Origin of the sequence: Proteiniborus sp. MB09-C3, assembly GCF_030263895.1 — a bacterium.
Taxonomy (GTDB): domain Bacteria; phylum Bacillota; class Clostridia; order Tissierellales; family Proteiniboraceae; genus Proteiniborus.
The window spans coordinates 2,295,043-2,315,241 of record NZ_CP127161.1 but is presented as its reverse complement, the minus strand read 5'-3'; the positions used below and the strand labels follow the sequence as shown (position 1 = coordinate 2,315,241).

The following is a 20,199-nucleotide window of genomic DNA, read 5'->3' as shown; positions in this document are numbered from 1 at the left end:
TCTATTCCTCAACTTTTACACTTCTAAAAACTTTCACCATTTTAATCTTGGTTCCCTTCCCTAACTCTGAAAATAGTTCTAGTTCATCCATGAATGTTTCCATAACAGTAAAGCCCATTCCTGATCTTTCAAGCTCTGGTCTTGAAGTATAAAATGGCTCAGTAGCCTTATTTATATCTTCAATTCCTACTCCCTTATCTTCAACAATAATCTCAATTTTATTATCTTCAATTTTACACTCTACAATCACTGTACCAATTTTATCTTCATATCCATGAATTATTGCATTTGTAACAGCTTCTGAAACAGCAGTCTTCACATCTGATAATTCTTCAATGGTTGGGTCCAACTGAGCTGCAAAAGATGCTACTACTACTCTAGCAAAGGACTCATTCTGTGATTTGCTAGGGAATTCTAATCTCATACTATTTTGTATCATACTGACCATCACTCCTTTTAGATATTAACAGGAATATCATCTAAAGTATTGTACATTTGCACAATCTTTAGAATACCTGACATCTTTAGTATTTTTTCAACTCTTGAAGATGCATTTATTATATAAAGCTTACCACCGTTATCAGAAACATTTTTATATCTTCCCATTATCAAACCAATACCTGAACTATCCATAAAGTTCAATTTTTTTAGATCTAGGACAATATGATCTAGTCTCCTTTCAAAATATATCTTATCTATCTCCTTTCTAATTTCTTCCGCCGAATGATGATCAAGTTCACCATTAAAATTTACAATAAGCATCTTATCTCTTGTATCAAGTGAAATCCTCAAAAATATCTCCTCCTCTACTCAGCCATATATCTTTAGTGAGTTATTCTCTAAACAAGTCTAATTTTCCTTCAATGAAAAATGTATTGTTTTGTATATTAATGTATTAAATTGTATTTTTCTTAAAAATTTTCAATGCCTTATTTAGATTATTTAAAGACACAATAAAAGGACCTCTCGGTCCTTTTATAAAATACCATATTATTTTATAATATTTTTACATGCAATGATTACATGGCTAAGCAGTATAGCCGATGTTACGCTGCCTACTCCCCCAGGAACTGGAGTAATAGCTTTTACGTTTTCAGCTACATTATCATAATCTACATCACCACATATTTTTCCTTCACCTGCATCATTAATTCCAACATCTATCACTATACTATTTTGACTAAGATATTCTTTTCCAAGCATTTTCGCTTTACCTACTGCTGCCACAACTATATCTGCATTTGCAGTTACTTCGGGTAAGTTTTTAGTTTTTGAGTGGCATATGGTAACAGTAGAGCTCTCGCCTAGAAACATCATGCTAAGTGGTCTCCCAACTACCATACTTCTATTAATAATAGCTACGCTTGCTCCTACTAGTGGAACATTGTAGTGCTTTAAAATCTCTACTACGGCTTTTGGAGTACATGGAACAAAACCATCTAGTTCCCCTTCGAAAACCTTTTCAAGATTTATTGGATTCATGCAATCAACATCTTTTCTAGGATCTATTATATTCTTTATAATCTCATAATCAATATGATCTGGCAATGGTCTAAACATTAAAATTCCATGTATATTATCATCTTCATTTACTTTTTTTAAGAGTTCAACAAATTCGTCCATTGGAGTATCTGCTGGTACTTTAAAAACACGAGCTTGTATTCCTACAGACTCACAGTTTTTTATTACGCCTTTTTCATAGGAAATGTCATCAGCTCTATTTCCCATTCTAATAATTCCTAACGTTGGAATAATACCCTTTTGCTTTAGTGACTCAGCGTCTGATTTAATTCTTTCCTTTATTGTCTTTGCCACAGGTGCTCCTTTTAAGATTTCAGCCATATGTAAATCCTTCCTTTCAATTATATATTTGAAAAAGTAATTACCGATGTATATTTCTTTAAAACAAGCCATTCTCTTTAATTTTAACACAATAGAAGACTTTTATTCAACCCAAAACACATCTTTTCAAATTTAAAAAGTTTTATTAGGGTTTATAAAAAATTCAAACTCCAATAAAACTTTCTAAATAAGCTAATGAATATACCTTAATTTCCAATTATTCTTCTTGCAGTAACATACCTTTTCCCATAATAAGAGGAATTTATTTCGTCTATTTTAACCTTTTTAGAACTAGTAGAAGCATGTATCATCTTTCCATCACCTATATACAAACCTACATGAGATACTCCCTTACCATTAGTATTAAAGAATATTAAATCACCAGCTATTAAATCTTCTTTTTTCACAAGTACTCCGGAACTAGCCTGTGAACTAGATGAACGTGGTAGCTCTACTCCTATTTGTAAAAAAATAGAGTAAACCAAGCCTGAACAATCATAACCTTTTTTTCCTGTATCCCCATAGACATATGGCTTCCCAATAGAATTATATGCGTATTCTATTACTTTACTAACATTGGTAGTACTTTTTCTATTAAAGGTAGATCTTGAAGCTTGTACATTTTCACTATTAAGAGAAACTAGAAGAGGATTTACTAAAAACTCGTTTCCTTCCTCATCTAATACTATGTATTGATTGTCTTTAAAATCTTTTATGTATAATATATCTAGCTTTTTAATATGTAAATACTTATTTTCACTATTTTTTACAGTTAAAGTTGCTGTAGCTGTAGCTTGAGAAATGTTTTCCTTTTCTATAAAGCCTTCTTCTATTGACGAAAGAAGTACATATCCCTTTTTATTATCTTCAGTTCTAAATAAACCGAATTGATCCTCTAGACTTTCTGGATAAAGAATCTGGTTTGGCATTAGTTCCTTTAATGGATTAGAATTTATATTTGGCTCCAGATACATAACTGCTGCTTCGTTCTTTACTCTAAATATTCTGGTCTTTTTCGTAACTATAAGTAGGTCTTGCTTGTCCCCATGATATATGTCATCATCTTCATTGATTATATACTGACTTTCATTTTCCTCAGAAATGTATACCCTTGACCCCTGTGAAAAACTTGTAACACATTCACCATCTTTATTCACCAATACTGCATTTTTTATAAATACCCCCGTGTCTCCAAAAGCTGTACTTGTTACAAACATCAAAGCAGCAACAGTAAAAGCTGCAGCGCATCTTTTCACTAGCTTCACATCCCCTCCGTTAGTTAAAAAACAAATAAGTATAGACAAATATCTGATTATTACTATTATATTACATTGATATTTCGTTGGCAACATTAAGTTTCATATCCTAACTAAAAGTATAAAATAAGAACAGCTTATTGGCTCCTAAAAGCTACAACTTGCTTCTCCTATACTGGCCCAATAATAAAAGAAAACTCAATGCCTTGAAAGCATTGAGTTTTCATGATTTAAATCAAGTAAGTCTATAAGCCGAGTTCTGTATCAAATGATCATCTATCTAGACCTATTGTTGCCAATAGGTTCAAGCGACCTACCATTGGGATGACGACGGGCAGCCGTCTTTTCTAGTCCCTACTTGGTCTTGCTCCAGATGGGGTTTACATAGCAGACTAGTCGCCTAGCCTCTGGTGAGCTTTTACCTCACCTTTCCACCCTTACCAGATAACATCAATATGAGTTATTTCACTACAAAATCAGTAATCATACCGATAGAGAGTTCTGGCGGTATCTCTCTGTTGCACTTTCCTTGGGGTTGCCCCCACTGGGTATTACCCAGCACCCTGCCCTATGGAGCTCGGACTTTCCTCATGCGAATACATGCGATCATCTGACTTACTTAATTATTCAATTAACATAATATAATATAGCATAATACTGTGTTTAATGTCAAATGAAAATAATTGAATTAATTCCAATCATTTAAGTGTATATTAATATATCTTATAAAAATGGCTGTATTGCTAATACCGTATCCTATGATTCCTTATAGTATAGTATTCTTCCACAATTATCACAATAGGTTATTTCATCTTTATTTTTTAACTTAGACATTATGAATAAAGGTATAGTCATATGACACCCATTGCATTTACCATCATATACTTGAGCCAATACTTTCCCCTTACTTGCTTTTAGTGTAGTATATTTTTTTCTAAGATCCTCGCTTAATCTAGATGATATTTTACTAATTATTATTTTTTCCTTTTTAATCTCAAGCTTTATTTGAGACGATACAGATTCACATTCTTTCATATTGTTATCTTTTTCTTCTTTAAGCTTATTATATATATCGACTACTTCCATTAGCTCTTGTCCTAATTTTTCTGTCTCTTCCATTAAAATCAATATTTCTTTCTCTAATTTAATAAACTCCTTTTTAGTATCCTGTGCTTCTTTATTCATATATGTCAATTGCTTTAAGTCTGAAATACTACCATCGTAGAGCTTCCCTTCAATATCGTTAAGCTTGAATAAAATTTGCTCTAACTTGCTGTTAGATCTTTGTATTTTCAGTTCATTTACTTCTTTTCGAGTCTTTTTGTTGGTTACGTCATATTCTACCTGACGTAGTTTAACTATTAAATCATCCATTTTCTTTTCATTTTCAATTTCCTTAAGCTTTTGTATTAGTTGTGCCAATCTCCTATCATGTTGTTGCATGCTCCATAAAAGCTTTAGCTGGCTCATCTTTCGACCCCCTTAAGGCAAATAAAAGATAAAATGCAATTAAATAGTCATAAAAGGAATACTTTTTTCACTATAGCTTAAAACCTGCACTTCTTTTTTTAGAATATCATCCAAAAAACTCCTTATATATGGTAATACTACCTTTTCAGTATAAAAATGACCTGCATCTATTAATGATATACCTTCCTCTAAGGCAAGTTGAGCATCGTGATATTTTATGTCTCCTGTAATATATACGTCAGCTTTTTTAGAATATACGTCCTTTAGAAAATCAATCCCACTTCCTCCACAGATTGCTACTTTTTTTATTAATTTATCAGGACTTCCATATAATCTTACACTATCACAGTCTAATATTTCCTTAGTCAATAGTGCCATATCATATAAGGTCATTTCCTTTTTTATTTCTCCGACTCTACCATATCCATACTCCTTGCCTTTGTTATGAAGATTATATACATCATAAGCTACTTCTTCATAAGGATGGGCTTTAAGCATTGATTCAATTACGGTATTCAAATCCTTTTCACTTACTATAGTTTCAACTTTTTCTTCTTCAACATATTCCAATTTGTTAGACTCACCTATAAATGGATTAGCCCCTTCCCTAGGCATAAAAGTGCCTGTCCCTTTTGTACTAAAAGTACAGTGACTGTAATTTCCTATAAATCCCCCTCCACTTTCTGCCATAGCATTTCTAACTATATCACTATGAGAGGTAGGTACATAAACAGCTACTTTATATAGCTTCTCTATATAGCTCTTAGTTAGTATTTTCGTATTAGATAGCTTGAATTTATTGGAAAGTATTTCGCTAGTTCCATTTTCTGCTGAATCTAGATTGGTATGCATACTATATACTATTATATCATTTTTTATTAAATCTGTTATCATTTTACCTTTAATATTATCTTGTGTAATAGATTTTATTGGTGTGAAAAAAAAGGGATGATGAGATATTATCATATCTATATTATTATCGAGCGCATATTTTACCGTAAGAGGGCTAACATCTAAAGAAATTAGAATTCTTTTTATATCACTATCTAAGCTACCTATTTGCAAACCCGAATTGTCCCAGTTTTCTTCTATTAGTTCAGGAGGAGCTATACTGTTTACTAAATTCACAATATCTCGTGCTAACATAAATCATTTAACACCTCCTTGTACCCATCATATTTAGTCTTTAAATACTCATATCTAATCTTGCCTTCTACGGCTTGATTATCTTTCAATGTACTTAGCACCTTCTCTGTTTTTCTAATCTTATTGTCTAGAAATTCCTTGAGATGCTTATCTTTATTTTCAATTAACTTTTTACCGATTTCATAGAATATATCCTTATCTATCTTATCTTCTCCATGGGTCACTAGCATAATTTCGTATATTTTGCTTCCTTCTTTAGCAAGCTTCTCATCTATAATCTTATATTTATTGTCATATAAATACTTTCTAAGATCCTCTGATGCTGACATGGGTTGAAGTATAAAACGCTTTACAGTTTCTGTAATGTCTTTGGAGTTTTCAAGTATCTCTGCGATTAGAAGTCCTCCCATGCCCGCAATAATAATGGTATCTACTTCATTAGGATATAAGCATTTAAGTCCATTCCCTAATCTAGTCTCTATAGTCTCTCCATAATATTTTTCGTCAATATATGAACTAGCATTTTTAAGTGGTCCAATGTTGATATCTGTTGCAATAATCTTGTTAGATATCTCTTTATCTACAAGGTAAACAGGAATATATCCATGATCAGTTCCTATATCTGCCACTAAAGCTCCCCTAGGAACATAGTCTGCAATAGCTTGCAGTCTTGGAGATAATCTCATACTTCTACTCCTTTAACATTTATTCTTTAGTCTTGGTAACTCATTAACAAATTCATAAAAGTCACTTATGCTTCCTCTATAATCAGGTATATATACTGGTGATTTTCTATCTATCAAACAGTCCTCTATTAAAAATGTTTTTAGTCCAAGTTTTGAAGATATTATATCCTCCTGTACGTCATTTCCCACCATCATAACATTATCTGGCTTCTTGTTTATCAACTCCAATATTTCTTCGTAATATTGTATATTTGGCTTACAATAATGCATGTTTTCATAGGTTGTTATTAATTTAAAATCATCAGCATTAAGCCCAGCCCAATCTATTCTATGAAATATTGCTTCTTTAGGAAATAAAGGATTAGTTGCAACTACCAGATTATAGCCTTTGTCCTTTAATATTTCAATAGACTCCTTAACTACAGGATTTGGATTTACTGAATCTTTAAGATTTACAAAATCCTTATTATAGAATTCGTCAAATATTGGGAATAATTCTTCAAGATTTCGTTCTATTCTAGTTTGAAAATCTTCGAAAAAACAATCCTTATTAGTTTTCTCTTTCTGTGTATTACAAATCATATACTTGGTAGAAGCCCAAACAGCCTCCTGTAATACTCTTGGCTCAAAAATAGATTCAAATTTATTACATAACTCATTGAAATATTTCAATGTAAATATCTCTATATCTAACGGAAGAAGTGTTCCATCTAGATCAAATAATAAAGTGTCTATCATTTCAATCCTCCATCTAAAATTTAAAAATCATAATTAAAGATTCGCGCAAATGCGAATCTTTAAAACTAAGTTCAATCAAAGTTTATTCTAGAAAATCCTTAAGTTTTTTACTTCTGCTTGGATGTCTTAGTTTTCTTAGAGCTTTTGCTTCTATTTGTCTTATTCTTTCTCTCGTAACATCGAACTCTTTTCCTACTTCTTCAAGAGTTCTAGCTCTTCCATCATCAAGTCCAAATCTAAGTCTTAAAACTTTCTGTTCTCTAGGTGTAAGAGTATCTAATACTTCCATTAGTTGTTCTTTTAATAAAGTAAATGTAGCAGCTTCAGCAGGAGCCTGTGCTGCATCATCTTCAATAAAGTCACCCAAATGACTATCCTCTTCCTCTCCAATTGGAGTTTCAAGAGAAACAGGTTCTTGAGCTATTTTCAATATTTCTCTAACTTTTTCTTCATCAAGATTCATTTCTTTAGCTATTTCTTCAGGAGTAGGCTCTCTACCTAAGTCCTGTAAAAGCTGTCTTGAAACCCTTATTAATTTATTTATAGTCTCTACCATATGCACTGGTATTCTAATAGTTCTTGCTTGGTCAGCTATTGCTCTAGTTATGGCTTGCCTAATCCACCAAGTTGCATAGGTACTGAACTTAAATCCTTTTCTATAATCAAACTTTTCTACTGCCTTTATCAATCCAAGATTACCCTCTTGAATAAGATCCAGAAATTGCATTCCTCTACCTACATATCTTTTCGCAATACTTACTACTAATCTTAGGTTTGCTTCTGCAAGCCTTCTTTTTGCTTCCTCATCTCCTTGCTCCATTCTCTTAGCTAGTTCAGTCTCTTCATCTGCATCTAGCAATGGAACCTTTCCTATTTCTTTAAGGTACATTCTAACAGGATCATCAACACTTATTCCTTTTGGAGGCGATAGATCTTCTTTTTCAATATCAATTACTTCTTCGTCTTCCACATCTTTGTCAATCAGTATATCTTCCTCTTTATCTCCTACTATGTCTATTCCCATTTCTTCAAAATTTTGATATACCTCGTCTATTTGATCAGTATCTAGATCTAATTCCTCAAGAGTATCCATTATTTCTTTATATGAGAGCATTCCTTGCTTTTTTCCCTTATCCATTAAGCCTTTAACAACACCTATGCTTGGTTCTTTTTGTTTTCCAAAATTGCTCATTTCAGTCCCCTCCCTTCAGCAAAGACTACTGATGTAGCTTTAGTTCTTTGTCTATTTCGATTAATTCTAAACATAATTCTCTTATTAATTTTTCAACATCTCCTTTAATCCTTGCCTTATTATTCTGAATATCGGCTATTTGTTCCTTAATGTCATTTTTTCTAATTTTCAACTCATAGTAATTTATCTTTTTTATATAGTCTTCTACAGCCTTAATTTTTTCGTCCTCACCAAAGTCGGACTCAAGATTAATTACTTCCTTTAGCTTCTCCAGTTCTTCTCCTTCAAAATGAATAGTGATTTCGTCTTGGTGGATTTCTTCTTCATTATTGTAAATATCAAAAATAATCTCAGCAGCTCTTCTATATACTTGTTCTAGAAAATCATCAGGTCTAAACCTATCTTTTATATGATCAAATATTTTTTTGTCTTTGATTAAAAAGTTTAGTAAATTCTTCTCAGCCATCAAATGTCCTGGCTCAAGATTGTATTTTACAGGCAAAATGTTATATTTATTAGTATTCCTATAATTAGTATTAATATACTTGTCCTTAATGGCTGAATTGGTCTGTCCTCTTTGTTTTTCTCGTATTTCTTCCCTAATTGCATCTATAGAAATATTTGTTTCTAAAGACACTTTATTAATATAGGCATCTAATTCTATAGGACTCTCAATTTGTTTAAGCATATTAGATATTTCTTTAGTAAAATCTATTTTCCCTTCTAAAGTATTTAGATTATATCTTTTTTTATAAAATAAAATCTTAAAGTCTAAATAATTAAGGGAATTATTTAAAAAATGCTCAAATCTATTGCTTCCATTTTCTTTAATAAAATCATCTGGGTCCTTCCCATCAGGAAGAAATATTACCTTAGCATTTATTTTTTCCTCTTTCATTATGTCCAATGCTCTACTTGCTGCATTTAATCCTGCATTATCGGAATCATAGCATATATATATATCATTGCTATACCTCTTTAATAGCTTAGACTGATTAGCAGTTAAAGCAGTTCCCAGAGATGCAACTGAGTAATTTATTCCATTTTGATATAGTGAAACGACATCCATATATCCTTCTACTAAAATTATTCTATTTCGGCTATACTTCTTTGCAGTATTCAAACCATAAAGATTATTTCCTTTTGAAAAAACAGGTGTATCAGGTGAGTTTAAGTATTTTGGTTGAGCATCAGCAATTGTTCTCCCCCCAAAACCGATAACACGTCCCCTAGTATCTATTATGGGGAACATCACCCTTCCTCTGAATCTATCATAATATCTGTTTCCATCACTATGCTTTATAACTAAGCCCGCTTTTTCAATTTGCTCTTCTGAGTATCCTTTTTTTAGTAGAAATGATAATACTCCATCCCAGCTATTTTTTGCATATCCAATTCCATATGCCTTTATTGTTTTTTTGTTTATCCCTCTATTATACAAATACTTTAATGCATTATTGTCATCTAGCAAATTGTCAAAGAAATATCTTGCTGTCTCTCTATTTATGTTTAAGATTATTTCTTTTTCTCGTTCCGTCTTAGAATCAACATTTGCCTCCTTTTCGTCTAGCACTATATTTGCTCTATTTGCTAATAGCTTAAGTGCTTCTACAAAATCTAAGTTTGCATATTTCATAATAAAAGAAATAGCATCTCCACCTTCGCCACATCCAAAACAGTGATACATCTGTTTAGAAGGAGATACAGAAAATGAAGGAGTCTTTTCATTGTGAAATGGGCATAGTCCAACAAAATTTGAACCAGTACGTTTAAGCGTAACATACTCCGAAATAACATCTACTATGTCGTTACTTTCTCTAATTTCTCTTATAATATCTTCATTAAAAATATAAGGCATTTAAACCACCTTTGTTTTACTATTCGTCATAAAATTTCATTTTCCTTCTAAATAATTTAGTCATTTTATATTCTATTCTCATTCTTAAACAAATCAAAAATATCTAGATTTATATTCGACATATTTCTCTAATATCCTTCTTTTTATTATTTATTCCATGATTTAGGTATAAAGATTTGCTTATATTTATTTATAACGTATCTATCCGTCATCCCTGCAATATAGTCACATATTATATCCTCTCGACTGCAATCTAAATCCTTATAGAAATTTTTGTGCTCTTTAGGCAATTCATCAAAATTTTCCATATAATACTCATACAATAATTTTATTATTCTCTTTGCCTTCTCCTCTTCACCTTTTGCTTTTTTATTTAAATAGACGTTTTCAAACATGAAATCCCTTAATTTATCTGTATAAAATTTAACTTCTTCACTCATGCCAATTCTGTTGCTGTTATGGCTGTTTAGTATAACATCTCTTATCATTGTGTTTATTCTTTCTCCATGCTTTAATCCTAATACTTTTATGCAATCCTTAGGCAGCATGTCTTCTGAAATAATGCTTGCTCTTAATGAGTCATCTATGTCATGATTAATATAGGCAATTCTGTCAGCAAATTTGATTATTTGCCCTTCTAAAGTCATAGCTATTGAATCCCCTGTATGATTTAAAATTCCATCCCTTACCTCATAGGTTAGATTTAAACCCTTTGATTCTCTTGAGCTCTCAAGCAAATCTACTACTCTAAGGCTTTGAACATTATGCTTAAAGCCATTTTGATGGATCTCATCTAATACATTTTCTCCTGTATGTCCAAAGGGAGTATGCCCTAAATCATGACCTAATGCTATGGCTTCAGTTAAATCTTCATTTAATCGTAATGCCCTTGCTATAGTTCTAGAAATTTGAGCTACTTCCAATGTATGTGTTAGTCTAGTTCTATAGTGATCACCTTCAGGTGCAATAAAAACCTGTGTTTTATGTTTTAGTCTTCTAAAAGCTTTTGAATGAATAATCCTATCTCTATCTCTTTGAAAGTCAGTTCTAATAGTACATTTTTCTTCTTTTGTTATCCTTCCTTTTGAGTTCTTACTTAGAGCTGCATACTTTGATAGAACAATACCTTCCATTTTCTCCGCTTCTAACCTAAAATACATAAATATGCCCCTTCTCGAAATATTTAGTATCTTGATTGTAACCAATAATGATAATTTTATTATATATATACCACAAATATATTCATAATCCTTTAACGAATTAAAACTTTATAAAGTTTTAATATATTTTTATATTTGTATGATATTCTAAAACAGTCTCGAAGCACAAATTTATTTGCTCGTTAGTGCTCACATAAATTCGGTCCTAAGAGACACCCTGTCATAAACCTAAAACATGGTGAGTGATAAAAAATGAGTACCGCATATTAATGTAGTACTCATTTTATTTTTTCTATATATCACTTTTTAGTTTTTTCATCTCTAATATTATTCCCGCTGTTTCTTCAACAGCCTTAGTCGATACATCTATAACAGGACATCCTAGTCTTTTCATGATTTTATCTGAATACTCTAGCTCAGACTTAATCCTATCCATGCTTGCATAGTTAGCATTGTTGCTTAGTCCCAAAGCTCTTAATCTTTCTTGCCTGATTTCATTTAGTTTAATTGGATTGGCTGTCAATCCAATTATTTTTTTTGGATCTTGTTCAAATAATTCATCTGGTGGTGGTACCTCTGGCACTAATGGAACATTGGCAACTTTTAGGTTTTTATGTGCCAAATACATACTAAGAGGTGTTTTAGAAGTTCTAGAAATACCTATTAGTACAATATCAGCCTTCTTTATGCCCCTTGTATCCTTTCCATCATCATATTTTACTGCAAATTCTATAGCTTCTACCTTTCTAAAATACTGCTCGTCTAATTTTCTTATTATTCCTGCCTCTCTCTTTGGTTCCATACCAACAATATTCCTAAGAGAATCTAGTACTGGAGTTAAAAGGTCAACGGCCTGAATATTATACTCCTTTGCTTTTTCTAATATAAAAGCCCTCAATCTTTCTATTACAATAGTAAATACTATTATACACTTTTCATGTTTTGCTTCCTGAAAAATTTCTAATATTTGTTCTTCATCTGTAACAAATGGAAATCTTCTCGTCTCGTATTTTCCTGAGTTAAACTGACTAATAGCTGCCTTTGCGACTTGTTCACCAGTTTCACCTATAGAGTCAGATAATACGTATATTATGGTATTGTTACCCATTTTTACCCTCCTAACTATTATTGCACAAGTCTACGAATACTCTTACAATATTGGTTTTAGAAACCCTTCCAATTATTTTATACCCACTTTTATTGTTTAATTTAATCTCTTCAACTATTGGTAAGCTATCAACCTGATGCTCAATAATTTTAGTTGCTGCATCTAATACGCTTTCTTCAGGTGAAAGGGTTATTATATTTGGCATTCTTGACATAATAACCCCTAAAGGAATTTTATTTAAATCCATTCCTCCAATTGCATTTTTTAGAAAGTCTTTTCTGGATACTACACCTGTTAATAATCCGTCTGATGTAACATAAACTGAACCTACATCTTCAAGAAATAAAGTAACTATGGCATCATATACTGTAGTCTGCTCATCAACTATTATAGGTACCGATTTAATATCTGATACACTCATACTTTTTATCTGTTCTGAGAAAAAGCTAAAGGCTTCCTTCCCACTATAGAAATAACCCACTTTTGGCCTTGCATCAAGTATCCCTGACATTGTCAATATGGCCAAATCTGGTCTTATAGTAGCTCTAGTAAACTTTAGTTTTTTAGCTATTTCTTCACTAGTTATTGGTTGACTAGCCTTGACTATATCTATTATCTTTTCCTGTCTTTCTGAAAGCTGTATATCAATCACCCCTTTAGTTCTTGGGTATATTCTAAAGCTATTTTATCAGAATTAACTAAATAAATCCATAGGTACATGGCAAGCATTGAAAATAATAGACCCTTCGTTCTACTCAGGTTGACTAAAAAAAGCTCTAAACATTATTTAAAGCTACTATTATGTCATCCTGTCCCTTAGGCGAAGGATCTAAAAGTAACGTGTGTATATTATTGTTAAAACTCTAGTTTTTCTTCTAGCAATCTTTCTAAATCCTCTATATTAACTCTTTGTTGCTCCATTGTATCTCTATCTCTTATGGTTACACAGTTATCTTCAAGCGAATCAAAATCAAATGTGATACATAGAGGAGTGCCTATTTCATCATGTCTTCTGTATCTCTTTCCTATACTGCCAGCCTCATCATAATCAACCATAAACTTCTTTAAAAGCCTATTATATAGTTCAAGTGCTGGTTCACTTAATTTTTTCGTAAGTGGAAGGACTGCTGCTTTAAAAGGAGAAAGTGCTGGATGTAATCTTAATACTAATCTTTCGCTTCCATCTTCTAGTACTTCTTCATTATATGCTTCTATAAAAAGAGCTAATAAAACTCTCTCTACTCCAACTGAAGGCTCGATACAGTATGGGATATACTTTTCATTTGTAACAGGATCTATATAGCTTAATTCCTGTCCAGATACATTAATATGTTGTTTAAGATCGAAGTCGGTTCTATCTGCAATACCCCATAGTTCTCCCCAGCCAAATGGAAATAGATACTCTATATCCGTTGTTGCCTTGCTATAGTGGGAAAGCTCCTCTTTTTCATGATCCCTAAGTCTCATATTCTTTTCAGACATATTTAAGCTAAGTAACCAGTCCTTACAGAATTCTCTCCAGTAATTAAACCATTCTAAATCCTCACCAGGTTTACAGAAAAACTCAAGTTCCATCTGTTCGAACTCCCTAGTTCTAAAAATAAAATTACCTGGTGTTATTTCATTTCTAAAAGACTTTCCTATTTGTCCTATGCCAAAAGGTATTTTTTTTCTGGAGGTTCTAGCTATATTTTTAAAATTGACAAAAATACCTTGAGCTGTTTCAGGTCTTAGATATATCTCTGATTTTGAGTCTTCAGTTACACCTTGAAAGGTCTTAAACATAAGATTAAATTGTCTAATTGATGTGTAATCAAAAGCACCGCATTCAGGACATTTTATATCGTTATCCTTTATATAATTCTCCATTGCTTCATTAGACCATCCATCAACATTAACCTGTTCTTTCCCTGATTTAATAATATGGTCCTCTATAAGCTTATCTGCTCTAAATCTAGCCTTACATTTCTTACAATCCATCAATGGGTCACTAAAGCCTCCAACATGTCCTGAAGCAACCCACACTTGAGGATTCATTAAGATTGCAGAATCAAGCCCTACATTATATGTAGACTCTTGCACAAACTTTTTCCACCAAGCTTTTTTTACATTATTTTTTAGTTCTACCCCTAGAGGGCCATAATCCCAAGTGTTTGCTAATCCGCCATAGATTTCAGATCCCGGAAATATAAAGCCTCTAGACTTAGCAAGAGACACTATTTTCTCCATAGTTTTTTTGTTCTCCATTTTCAATTCCTCCTTTTTAGAAATAAAAAAAGTAACCACATCCCGATAGGGACGAAAGGTTACTTCCGCGGTTCCACCCTACTTGATACCCTTATGGATATCCACTTAGTAGACATTGCTCTAAAGCTCCATTAACTAAGTAATTATATCAGTTTTTCACCATACCTGACTCTCTTTAATAATTATTCTTAGTAAATTTCTTTATCATTGCAACAGTTTTATATTTTTAATTCACATTCTAGCAAAAACATTTTATATTGTCAATACTAGTCTTCTGTTTCTTTATCATCTGATGTGTCTTTTGAAGTGGCGTTAAATCTATCTTCTTTTTTAAATCCTTTTTTTACTTTATCTACTGTTTTTTCTGCCATTTCATTTATATTTATTATTTCTCCATCTTCCCTAGTAATCTCTATACTGCATTTCGAGATTACTGCTGCAGTAAGACCTAATGCAGTTAATGGCAATGCCAGTATAACTCCTATAGCTCCAGCGGTAACTGGTAAGTTTACAATAGTCTCTCCATCCTTTTTAACTACTATCTTTGTCACATTGCCTTTCCTAAGAATTTCCTTAAGGCTCTCTACTATTGCTTCTCCCTTATTAGATAAATTGTCAGTCCAGGTGTTTTTGTTATCCTCAATATCGATTAATGCTTCTAATACATCTCCATTGTGCTTCTCTAATACTTCCTTTGCCTCTTTGTAGCTTATACCTGTTCTTTCTCTTATCTTGTCAATATTCTCTAAAGTAATTTCCATTTTACTCCTCCTTTCATTCTTCTAAGCTCTTTAAAAATTCTAATGATTTAAAATTCCTTTTTTCTATGTGATTCATTATATAGCCTGATATTAACTTTTCTATAATATCTATTTCCTTTAAGGATATAGATAGATCATCCATATTATCTAAAGGAATATAGAGTAGTTCCTCAATCTTTCTAATTACTTCTTTGCTTACTACATGCCCGTAATAACCAGATGAACAGTTTTCGCATATAGTGCCACCCTGTTCACTGCTAAATTTTGCTCTGCTGCCTAATTCGCTATTACAAACCACACAGCTTCTTAAATGAGGCCTAAACCCAATAAAACTTATATATTTTAATTCAAATGCTGCAAGAAGCTTTTTATAATCTTTATTTAGCTTTGAAAGAACTCTAAGCGTTTTAATTGACAGGTCAAAAAGCTTTACATTTGCAAGTTCTTCTACAGCTCCTGCATCAACTAATTCAATAATATATGTAGCATATGCAAGCTTATATAAGTCATCTCTAAGCGAAAAAAAGGACTCTATCATATCTGCTTGATTGACTTGATACAGATTTCTTCCCCGATACAATAAAAAATCACTACAGCTAAAAACTTGCGTGCCTGCTACCAAACTTCCTTTAGGCCGTCTTGCACCTTTTGCAATAGCTTGAACCTTTCCGTTATTTCTTGTGAATATAGTAAGTATTTTATCCCACTCATCATATTTTGTCTGTCTTAGCACTAATCCTTCCGTCTCTAATACCATTTATTCACCTCAGGTCTGACACCTATTAAGCTCTTTTCTCCTCTTTAGTAATGTTTAATACTCCACTTTTCTCTTTATTTAATGAATTGTAACATTCTCTATAATATAAATATGCATCTACATTTCCAGTACTCTCAAATATTTTCCACATTTTATTCATTAACATATTTTGCCCTCCTAAAATGATAATGTATATACTAGTTTGTTACTATATATTTTTTTAATTCAATACAAATTGTGCTATTAAAGTTAAAATGAACAAAATGTGCTTCCTTTAAATTATTTATATCCGAAATATTTAATCAGTTTTTCTTTTTCTCTCCAGTTCTTCTCCACCTTTACCCAAAGCTCAAGATATATTTGACTTCCTAATAAAGCTTCTATATCTTGTCTTGCACTTTTACCAATGCCCTTTAGTTTTCTTCCATTTTTCCCAATAATAATTCCCTTGTGAGATTCCCTTTCACAATAAATTACAGCATTAACATCTATAATATCCTTACCTTCTCTTTGCCTCATTGACTCTATGCCTACTGCAATTCCATGAGGAACTTCCTCGTCAAGATAATTAAGAGCCTTTTCTCTTATAATCTCTGCAACAATTTGTCTTTCAGGCTGGTCAGTAATCATATCAGCAGGAAAGAATTGTGGGCCTTCAGGCAGCTGCTTTAATATTGCCTTTATTAAAGAATCTACACCCTTTCCTTTAATTGCAGATAATGGAATGATTTCTTTAAAAATGCCTAGCTCTGCGTAATTTTTTTTAATTGCTTCTATCTCTTCAGGTTTCAATTTATCAATTTTGTTAATTACTAATATTTTATCTGTTTTAATGTCTTTTAATTCTTCAAATATAAATTTATCTCCTGGCCCCATTTCAAGACTCTCATCTACAAGCCATAGTATAGTATCAACCTCAGATAATGTTTCTTTTGATACATTTACCATATATTCCCCAAGCTTGTTTTTAGGCTTGTGTATGCCAGGCGTATCAATAAAAATAATTTGAAAATTATCACCTGTATAGATACATTGAATTCTATTTCTGGTAGTTTGAGGCTTATCTGAGACTATTGCCATTTTTTCGCCTATGATATAATTTAAAAGTGTAGATTTTCCTACATTTGGTCTTCCGATTATAGTTACAAATCCTGATTTATATTTCATCATTTCACTCCCGTTTACTATTTGTCAAGATCTTCAGGCCCAAAACTAAATGGCAGCAATTCTTCTAGTTTATAAACCTTATATTCTTCCTCGTTTTTTGCAATTATCAATGTTGCATCTTTGCCAAATTCCCTAATTACTTGTCTACATACACCACAAGGATAAGTATAATCTTGAGGATTCCCTACTACTGCTATGGCTTCTATTTCTCTATCCCCCTCAGAAACCGCTTTTGAAATGGCAGTTCTTTCGGCACAAATCGTTGGGGTATAGGAAGCAGATTCAATATTGCAGCCTGTATAAATATTGCCACTTTTTGAAAGTAATGCAGCTCCTACTTTAAAGTCTGAATAAGGCACATATGCCTTTTCTCTAGCCTCCAAGGCTTTACTTATTAATTCCTTAACATTCACTAAAAATCACCCCATTAAATAATATCTACATCTGGATCTGGCTTAGTAAACTGTATCCACGTGATTCCTGGATTCAATTTAATCTCATTTCCTTTTTCATCTAGGAAAATTATTTTATCATTGATAGAAGCCTTTTTCCAGGTTATATTTATATATTTACCATTAGTTATATAGTATCCTTTTCCTTGACCTATTACTTGTATTTCCATTCTTCCTTCGCCATCTATTATTTTAGTGTTGGCTTCTAATATAAAAATATTTTTTGCTAATACAAGTTTTTCATCAGTCTCATCTATATGCAGTTTTTTATCCTTATATCTTTTATATACCTTATTTTCAGCATCATATTCATATTTAGTGGTATTGCTTGAATAGTACTTAATCAAAATTTCCTTTGCTTCCTTACCTTCTATATCTAAATCCTTATCATTAAAAAGAAATCCCTTATAGTCTCCTGTCTCCTTATAATTAAGCCTTTTTTGTTCCTTTCGGATGCCTTCCATACTTGTATAAGTATTATTAGGAGCTTTTTTGCCTATTTTAGTGTTTCTCCAAAAAACTCCACTATATAATCCATCAATATCTGCCACTTTATGTTTTTTTACATCTTCCTTTGCTTGTTCACTTCCTCCAACCCTAACATATAAAGGATCATATTCTAATAAAGTAGCTATGAAATATGGTCTTGCACTTCTTACAGGACCAATGACTTCAGGCTCATTCAACAAAAAAATACCCATATATCTTGTATAAGGAGGCTCTACTAAAAACTCATATACTACCTCTGCTTGACTAAGTCCTGCCTGCCATCTAGCCTTAGGATCATTATCAAACATTACTGCTACCGGTCTCCTATTTACCTTCTCCTCTTCCCCATATATACCACTTAAAGGTGAAGGAATTCCATCTGATAATACACCTGATTCATCTTCTTTGGTGTTTTCTTCTCCTTCTTGGTCTTTATCAATATCCTCTTCTATTATTGGATCCATATTATTAGTGTTTTTATCTTTATTTCTACAGGCAGTTGCACTTATAAGTACTAGCAATAATAATAAAATAATTGTAATAGATGTTTTTTTAGTCATAATTTTTCCCCCTTATGTGAAGCAGCTTATTTATAGCTCTTCCTTTTTTCTTACTTCAATAGTAACTATTCTTCTATTATCTAATTCCACTACTGTCATCTGTAAATTTTCATAGACAACTATATCTCCCTGTACAGGAACTCTGCCTAAAGTGCTAAATACAAATCCTCCTAAGGAATCAAAGTCCTCTTCCGGCAGATTGGTTTCAAAAATTTCATTGATTTCTTCTAGAGAAATATCTGCTTTTACTAAAAACTCATTATCATTTATTTTCTCTATTAAATCAACTTCATTGTCATATTCATCTAGTATGTCTCCCACTATCTCTTCTAATATATCCTCTATTGTAACAAGCCCTTCTGTTCCACCATATTCGTCTAGCACAATTGCCATGTGCACCTTTTGCTGTTGTAATTCCTTTAACAATTGATTTACATTTTTTGTTTCAGGAACATAATAAGCAAGTCTCATAATTTCCGTTACTTTTTTTTCATCAAATCTTTGATCATTTAAGGAAGCAAAAGGCAATATATCCTTTGCATATAAAATACCTACTATATTGTCAATTGTATCTTTGTATACAGGGATTCTTGAATGACCATATGTAATTACGATATTTAGAGCTTCTCTCAAATTAGAATCCTCCGAAATAGCCACGATATCAATCCTAGGTACCATAACCTCAGTAACATCAATATCATTGATTTCAAATATTCCCTCGATCATTTCTTTTTCCTGATGCCTTATAGTACCTTCTTCTTCACCTACATCTACTAAGGATCTAATTTCTTCTTCAGTTACGAAGGGAGTATTAGTTACCACCTCTCCACCTAGAAGCTTAATTATCCCATTAGTAATATTAGTTAATATAAAGAGAATAGGCTTAAAAATTGTTGCTAGAAGTTCTAAGGGTTTTGCAACCTTTACAGCTACTTTAACAGGATTTTGTGCAGCAAAGGATTTAGGAGTTATTTCTCCGATAACTAATATCAATATAGTCATGATAATAGTAGCAATTAAGGTTGAGTTCTTTGAAACAAAGTTTTCTACGATTAGCTCAGTTAATACCGCTGTCGCTGCAGTATTTACTATATTATTGCCAATAAGTATGGAGGCAATAATGTCATTTGTTTTTCTCTTCATGCTTTTCAATATTTCTGAAGATTCTTCATCCTCTTCTTTAAGCTGACGTATTTTAGATATAGGAATAGAGGTAATAGCAGTCTCAGAGCTAGAGAAAAACGCAGAGAAAAGCAACAACACAAACACTAATATAATCCGCATATACATACCAGATCTCGTCCCTCCAT

Annotated in this window: 21 protein-coding genes and 1 other RNA gene; all 22 read right to left on the bottom strand. The window is 32.1% G+C overall.

Annotation, left to right across the window (positions count from 1 at the left end; translation table 11 throughout):
- Position 1 precedes the first annotated feature (1 nt).
- Positions 2-439: an anti-sigma F factor gene (gene spoIIAB, locus QO263_RS11175; protein WP_285621274.1), complete on the bottom strand. Its 438-nt coding sequence runs from the start codon at positions 437-439 to the stop codon at positions 2-4.
- A gap of 17 nt (positions 440-456) precedes the next feature.
- The gene (gene spoIIAA, locus QO263_RS11170) at positions 457-792 is read right to left on the bottom strand and encodes an anti-sigma F factor antagonist (protein ID WP_285621270.1); all 336 of its coding nucleotides are present in this window, start codon (positions 790-792) and stop codon (positions 457-459) included.
- A 198-nt stretch (positions 793-990) separates the two neighbouring features.
- Positions 991-1,842 (bottom strand): bifunctional 5,10-methylenetetrahydrofolate dehydrogenase/5,10-methenyltetrahydrofolate cyclohydrolase, encoded by an 852-nt coding sequence (locus tag QO263_RS11165; RefSeq protein WP_285621268.1) that lies wholly within the window; start codon positions 1,840-1,842, stop codon positions 991-993.
- A 206-nt stretch (positions 1,843-2,048) separates the two neighbouring features.
- The gene (locus tag QO263_RS11160) at positions 2,049-3,107 is read right to left on the bottom strand and encodes a C40 family peptidase (RefSeq protein ID WP_285621266.1); all 1,059 of its coding nucleotides are present in this window, start codon (positions 3,105-3,107) and stop codon (positions 2,049-2,051) included.
- Between the two features lie 223 nt (positions 3,108-3,330).
- Positions 3,331-3,720: RNase P RNA component class A (rnpB, locus tag QO263_RS11155), an RNA gene on the bottom strand.
- A gap of 134 nt (positions 3,721-3,854) precedes the next feature.
- Positions 3,855-4,568, bottom strand: coding sequence for a zinc ribbon domain-containing protein (locus QO263_RS11150; protein WP_285621265.1), 714 nt, complete (start codon positions 4,566-4,568; stop codon positions 3,855-3,857).
- A gap of 39 nt (positions 4,569-4,607) precedes the next feature.
- Positions 4,608-5,714 (bottom strand): Nif3-like dinuclear metal center hexameric protein, encoded by a 1,107-nt coding sequence (locus QO263_RS11145; protein ID WP_285621264.1) that lies wholly within the window; start codon positions 5,712-5,714, stop codon positions 4,608-4,610.
- Positions 5,708-6,400 carry a tRNA (adenine(22)-N(1))-methyltransferase gene (locus QO263_RS11140; protein ID WP_285621261.1) on the bottom strand — a complete coding sequence of 231 codons (693 nt, stop codon included), beginning with the start codon at positions 6,398-6,400 and terminating at the stop codon, positions 5,708-5,710. Before QO263_RS11140 ends, QO263_RS11145 begins: the two co-directional genes overlap by 7 nt.
- 12 nt (positions 6,401-6,412) lie before the next feature.
- Positions 6,413-7,138 (bottom strand): HAD family hydrolase, encoded by a 726-nt coding sequence (locus QO263_RS11135; protein ID WP_285621259.1) that lies wholly within the window; start codon positions 7,136-7,138, stop codon positions 6,413-6,415.
- An 82-nt stretch (positions 7,139-7,220) separates the two neighbouring features.
- Positions 7,221-8,330 carry an RNA polymerase sigma factor RpoD gene (gene rpoD / locus QO263_RS11130; RefSeq protein ID WP_285621257.1) on the bottom strand — a complete coding sequence of 370 codons (1,110 nt, stop codon included), beginning with the start codon at positions 8,328-8,330 and terminating at the stop codon, positions 7,221-7,223.
- Positions 8,331-8,355: 25 nt separating this feature from the next.
- Positions 8,356-10,188, bottom strand: coding sequence for a DNA primase (dnaG, locus tag QO263_RS11125; protein WP_285621256.1), 1,833 nt, complete (start codon positions 10,186-10,188; stop codon positions 8,356-8,358).
- Positions 10,189-10,334: 146 nt separating this feature from the next.
- A complete protein-coding gene (locus QO263_RS11120; protein WP_285621253.1) occupies positions 10,335-11,348 on the bottom strand; it encodes a deoxyguanosinetriphosphate triphosphohydrolase in 1,014 nt (337 codons plus the stop codon).
- Positions 11,349-11,640: 292 nt separating this feature from the next.
- Complete coding sequence (locus QO263_RS11115) at positions 11,641-12,456, bottom strand: pyruvate, water dikinase regulatory protein (protein WP_285621252.1); 816 nt, start codon at positions 12,454-12,456, stop codon at positions 11,641-11,643.
- A 10-nt stretch (positions 12,457-12,466) separates the two neighbouring features.
- Positions 12,467-13,099: a transcriptional regulator CcpN gene (ccpN, locus tag QO263_RS11110; RefSeq protein WP_502928715.1), complete on the bottom strand. Its 633-nt coding sequence runs from the start codon at positions 13,097-13,099 to the stop codon at positions 12,467-12,469.
- A gap of 212 nt (positions 13,100-13,311) precedes the next feature.
- The gene (locus QO263_RS11105) at positions 13,312-14,703 is read right to left on the bottom strand and encodes a glycine--tRNA ligase (protein ID WP_285621247.1); all 1,392 of its coding nucleotides are present in this window, start codon (positions 14,701-14,703) and stop codon (positions 13,312-13,314) included.
- A gap of 266 nt (positions 14,704-14,969) precedes the next feature.
- Entirely contained in the window at positions 14,970-15,464 is a 495-nt protein-coding gene (locus tag QO263_RS11100) for a DUF4342 domain-containing protein (protein ID WP_285621245.1), read from the bottom strand.
- Positions 15,465-15,477: 13 nt separating this feature from the next.
- Positions 15,478-16,221 (bottom strand): DNA repair protein RecO, encoded by a 744-nt coding sequence (gene recO, locus QO263_RS11095; protein WP_285621242.1) that lies wholly within the window; start codon positions 16,219-16,221, stop codon positions 15,478-15,480.
- A 25-nt stretch (positions 16,222-16,246) separates the two neighbouring features.
- Positions 16,247-16,387: a YqzL family protein gene (locus QO263_RS11090; protein WP_285621240.1), complete on the bottom strand. Its 141-nt coding sequence runs from the start codon at positions 16,385-16,387 to the stop codon at positions 16,247-16,249.
- Between the two features lie 113 nt (positions 16,388-16,500).
- Complete coding sequence (era, locus tag QO263_RS11085; protein ID WP_502928664.1) at positions 16,501-17,391, bottom strand: GTPase Era; 891 nt, start codon at positions 17,389-17,391, stop codon at positions 16,501-16,503.
- Positions 17,392-17,405: 14 nt separating this feature from the next.
- On the bottom strand, positions 17,406-17,801 hold the full coding sequence (locus QO263_RS11080) for a cytidine deaminase (protein WP_285621235.1): 396 nt from the start codon (positions 17,799-17,801) through the stop codon (positions 17,406-17,408).
- A 14-nt stretch (positions 17,802-17,815) separates the two neighbouring features.
- The gene (locus tag QO263_RS11075; RefSeq protein WP_285621232.1) at positions 17,816-18,889 is read right to left on the bottom strand and encodes a DUF3048 domain-containing protein; all 1,074 of its coding nucleotides are present in this window, start codon (positions 18,887-18,889) and stop codon (positions 17,816-17,818) included.
- Positions 18,890-18,919: 30 nt separating this feature from the next.
- Positions 18,920-20,179, bottom strand: a complete 1,260-nt coding sequence (locus QO263_RS11070; RefSeq protein ID WP_285621230.1) for a hemolysin family protein — start codon at positions 20,177-20,179, stop codon at positions 18,920-18,922.
- Positions 20,180-20,199 lie beyond the last annotated feature (20 nt).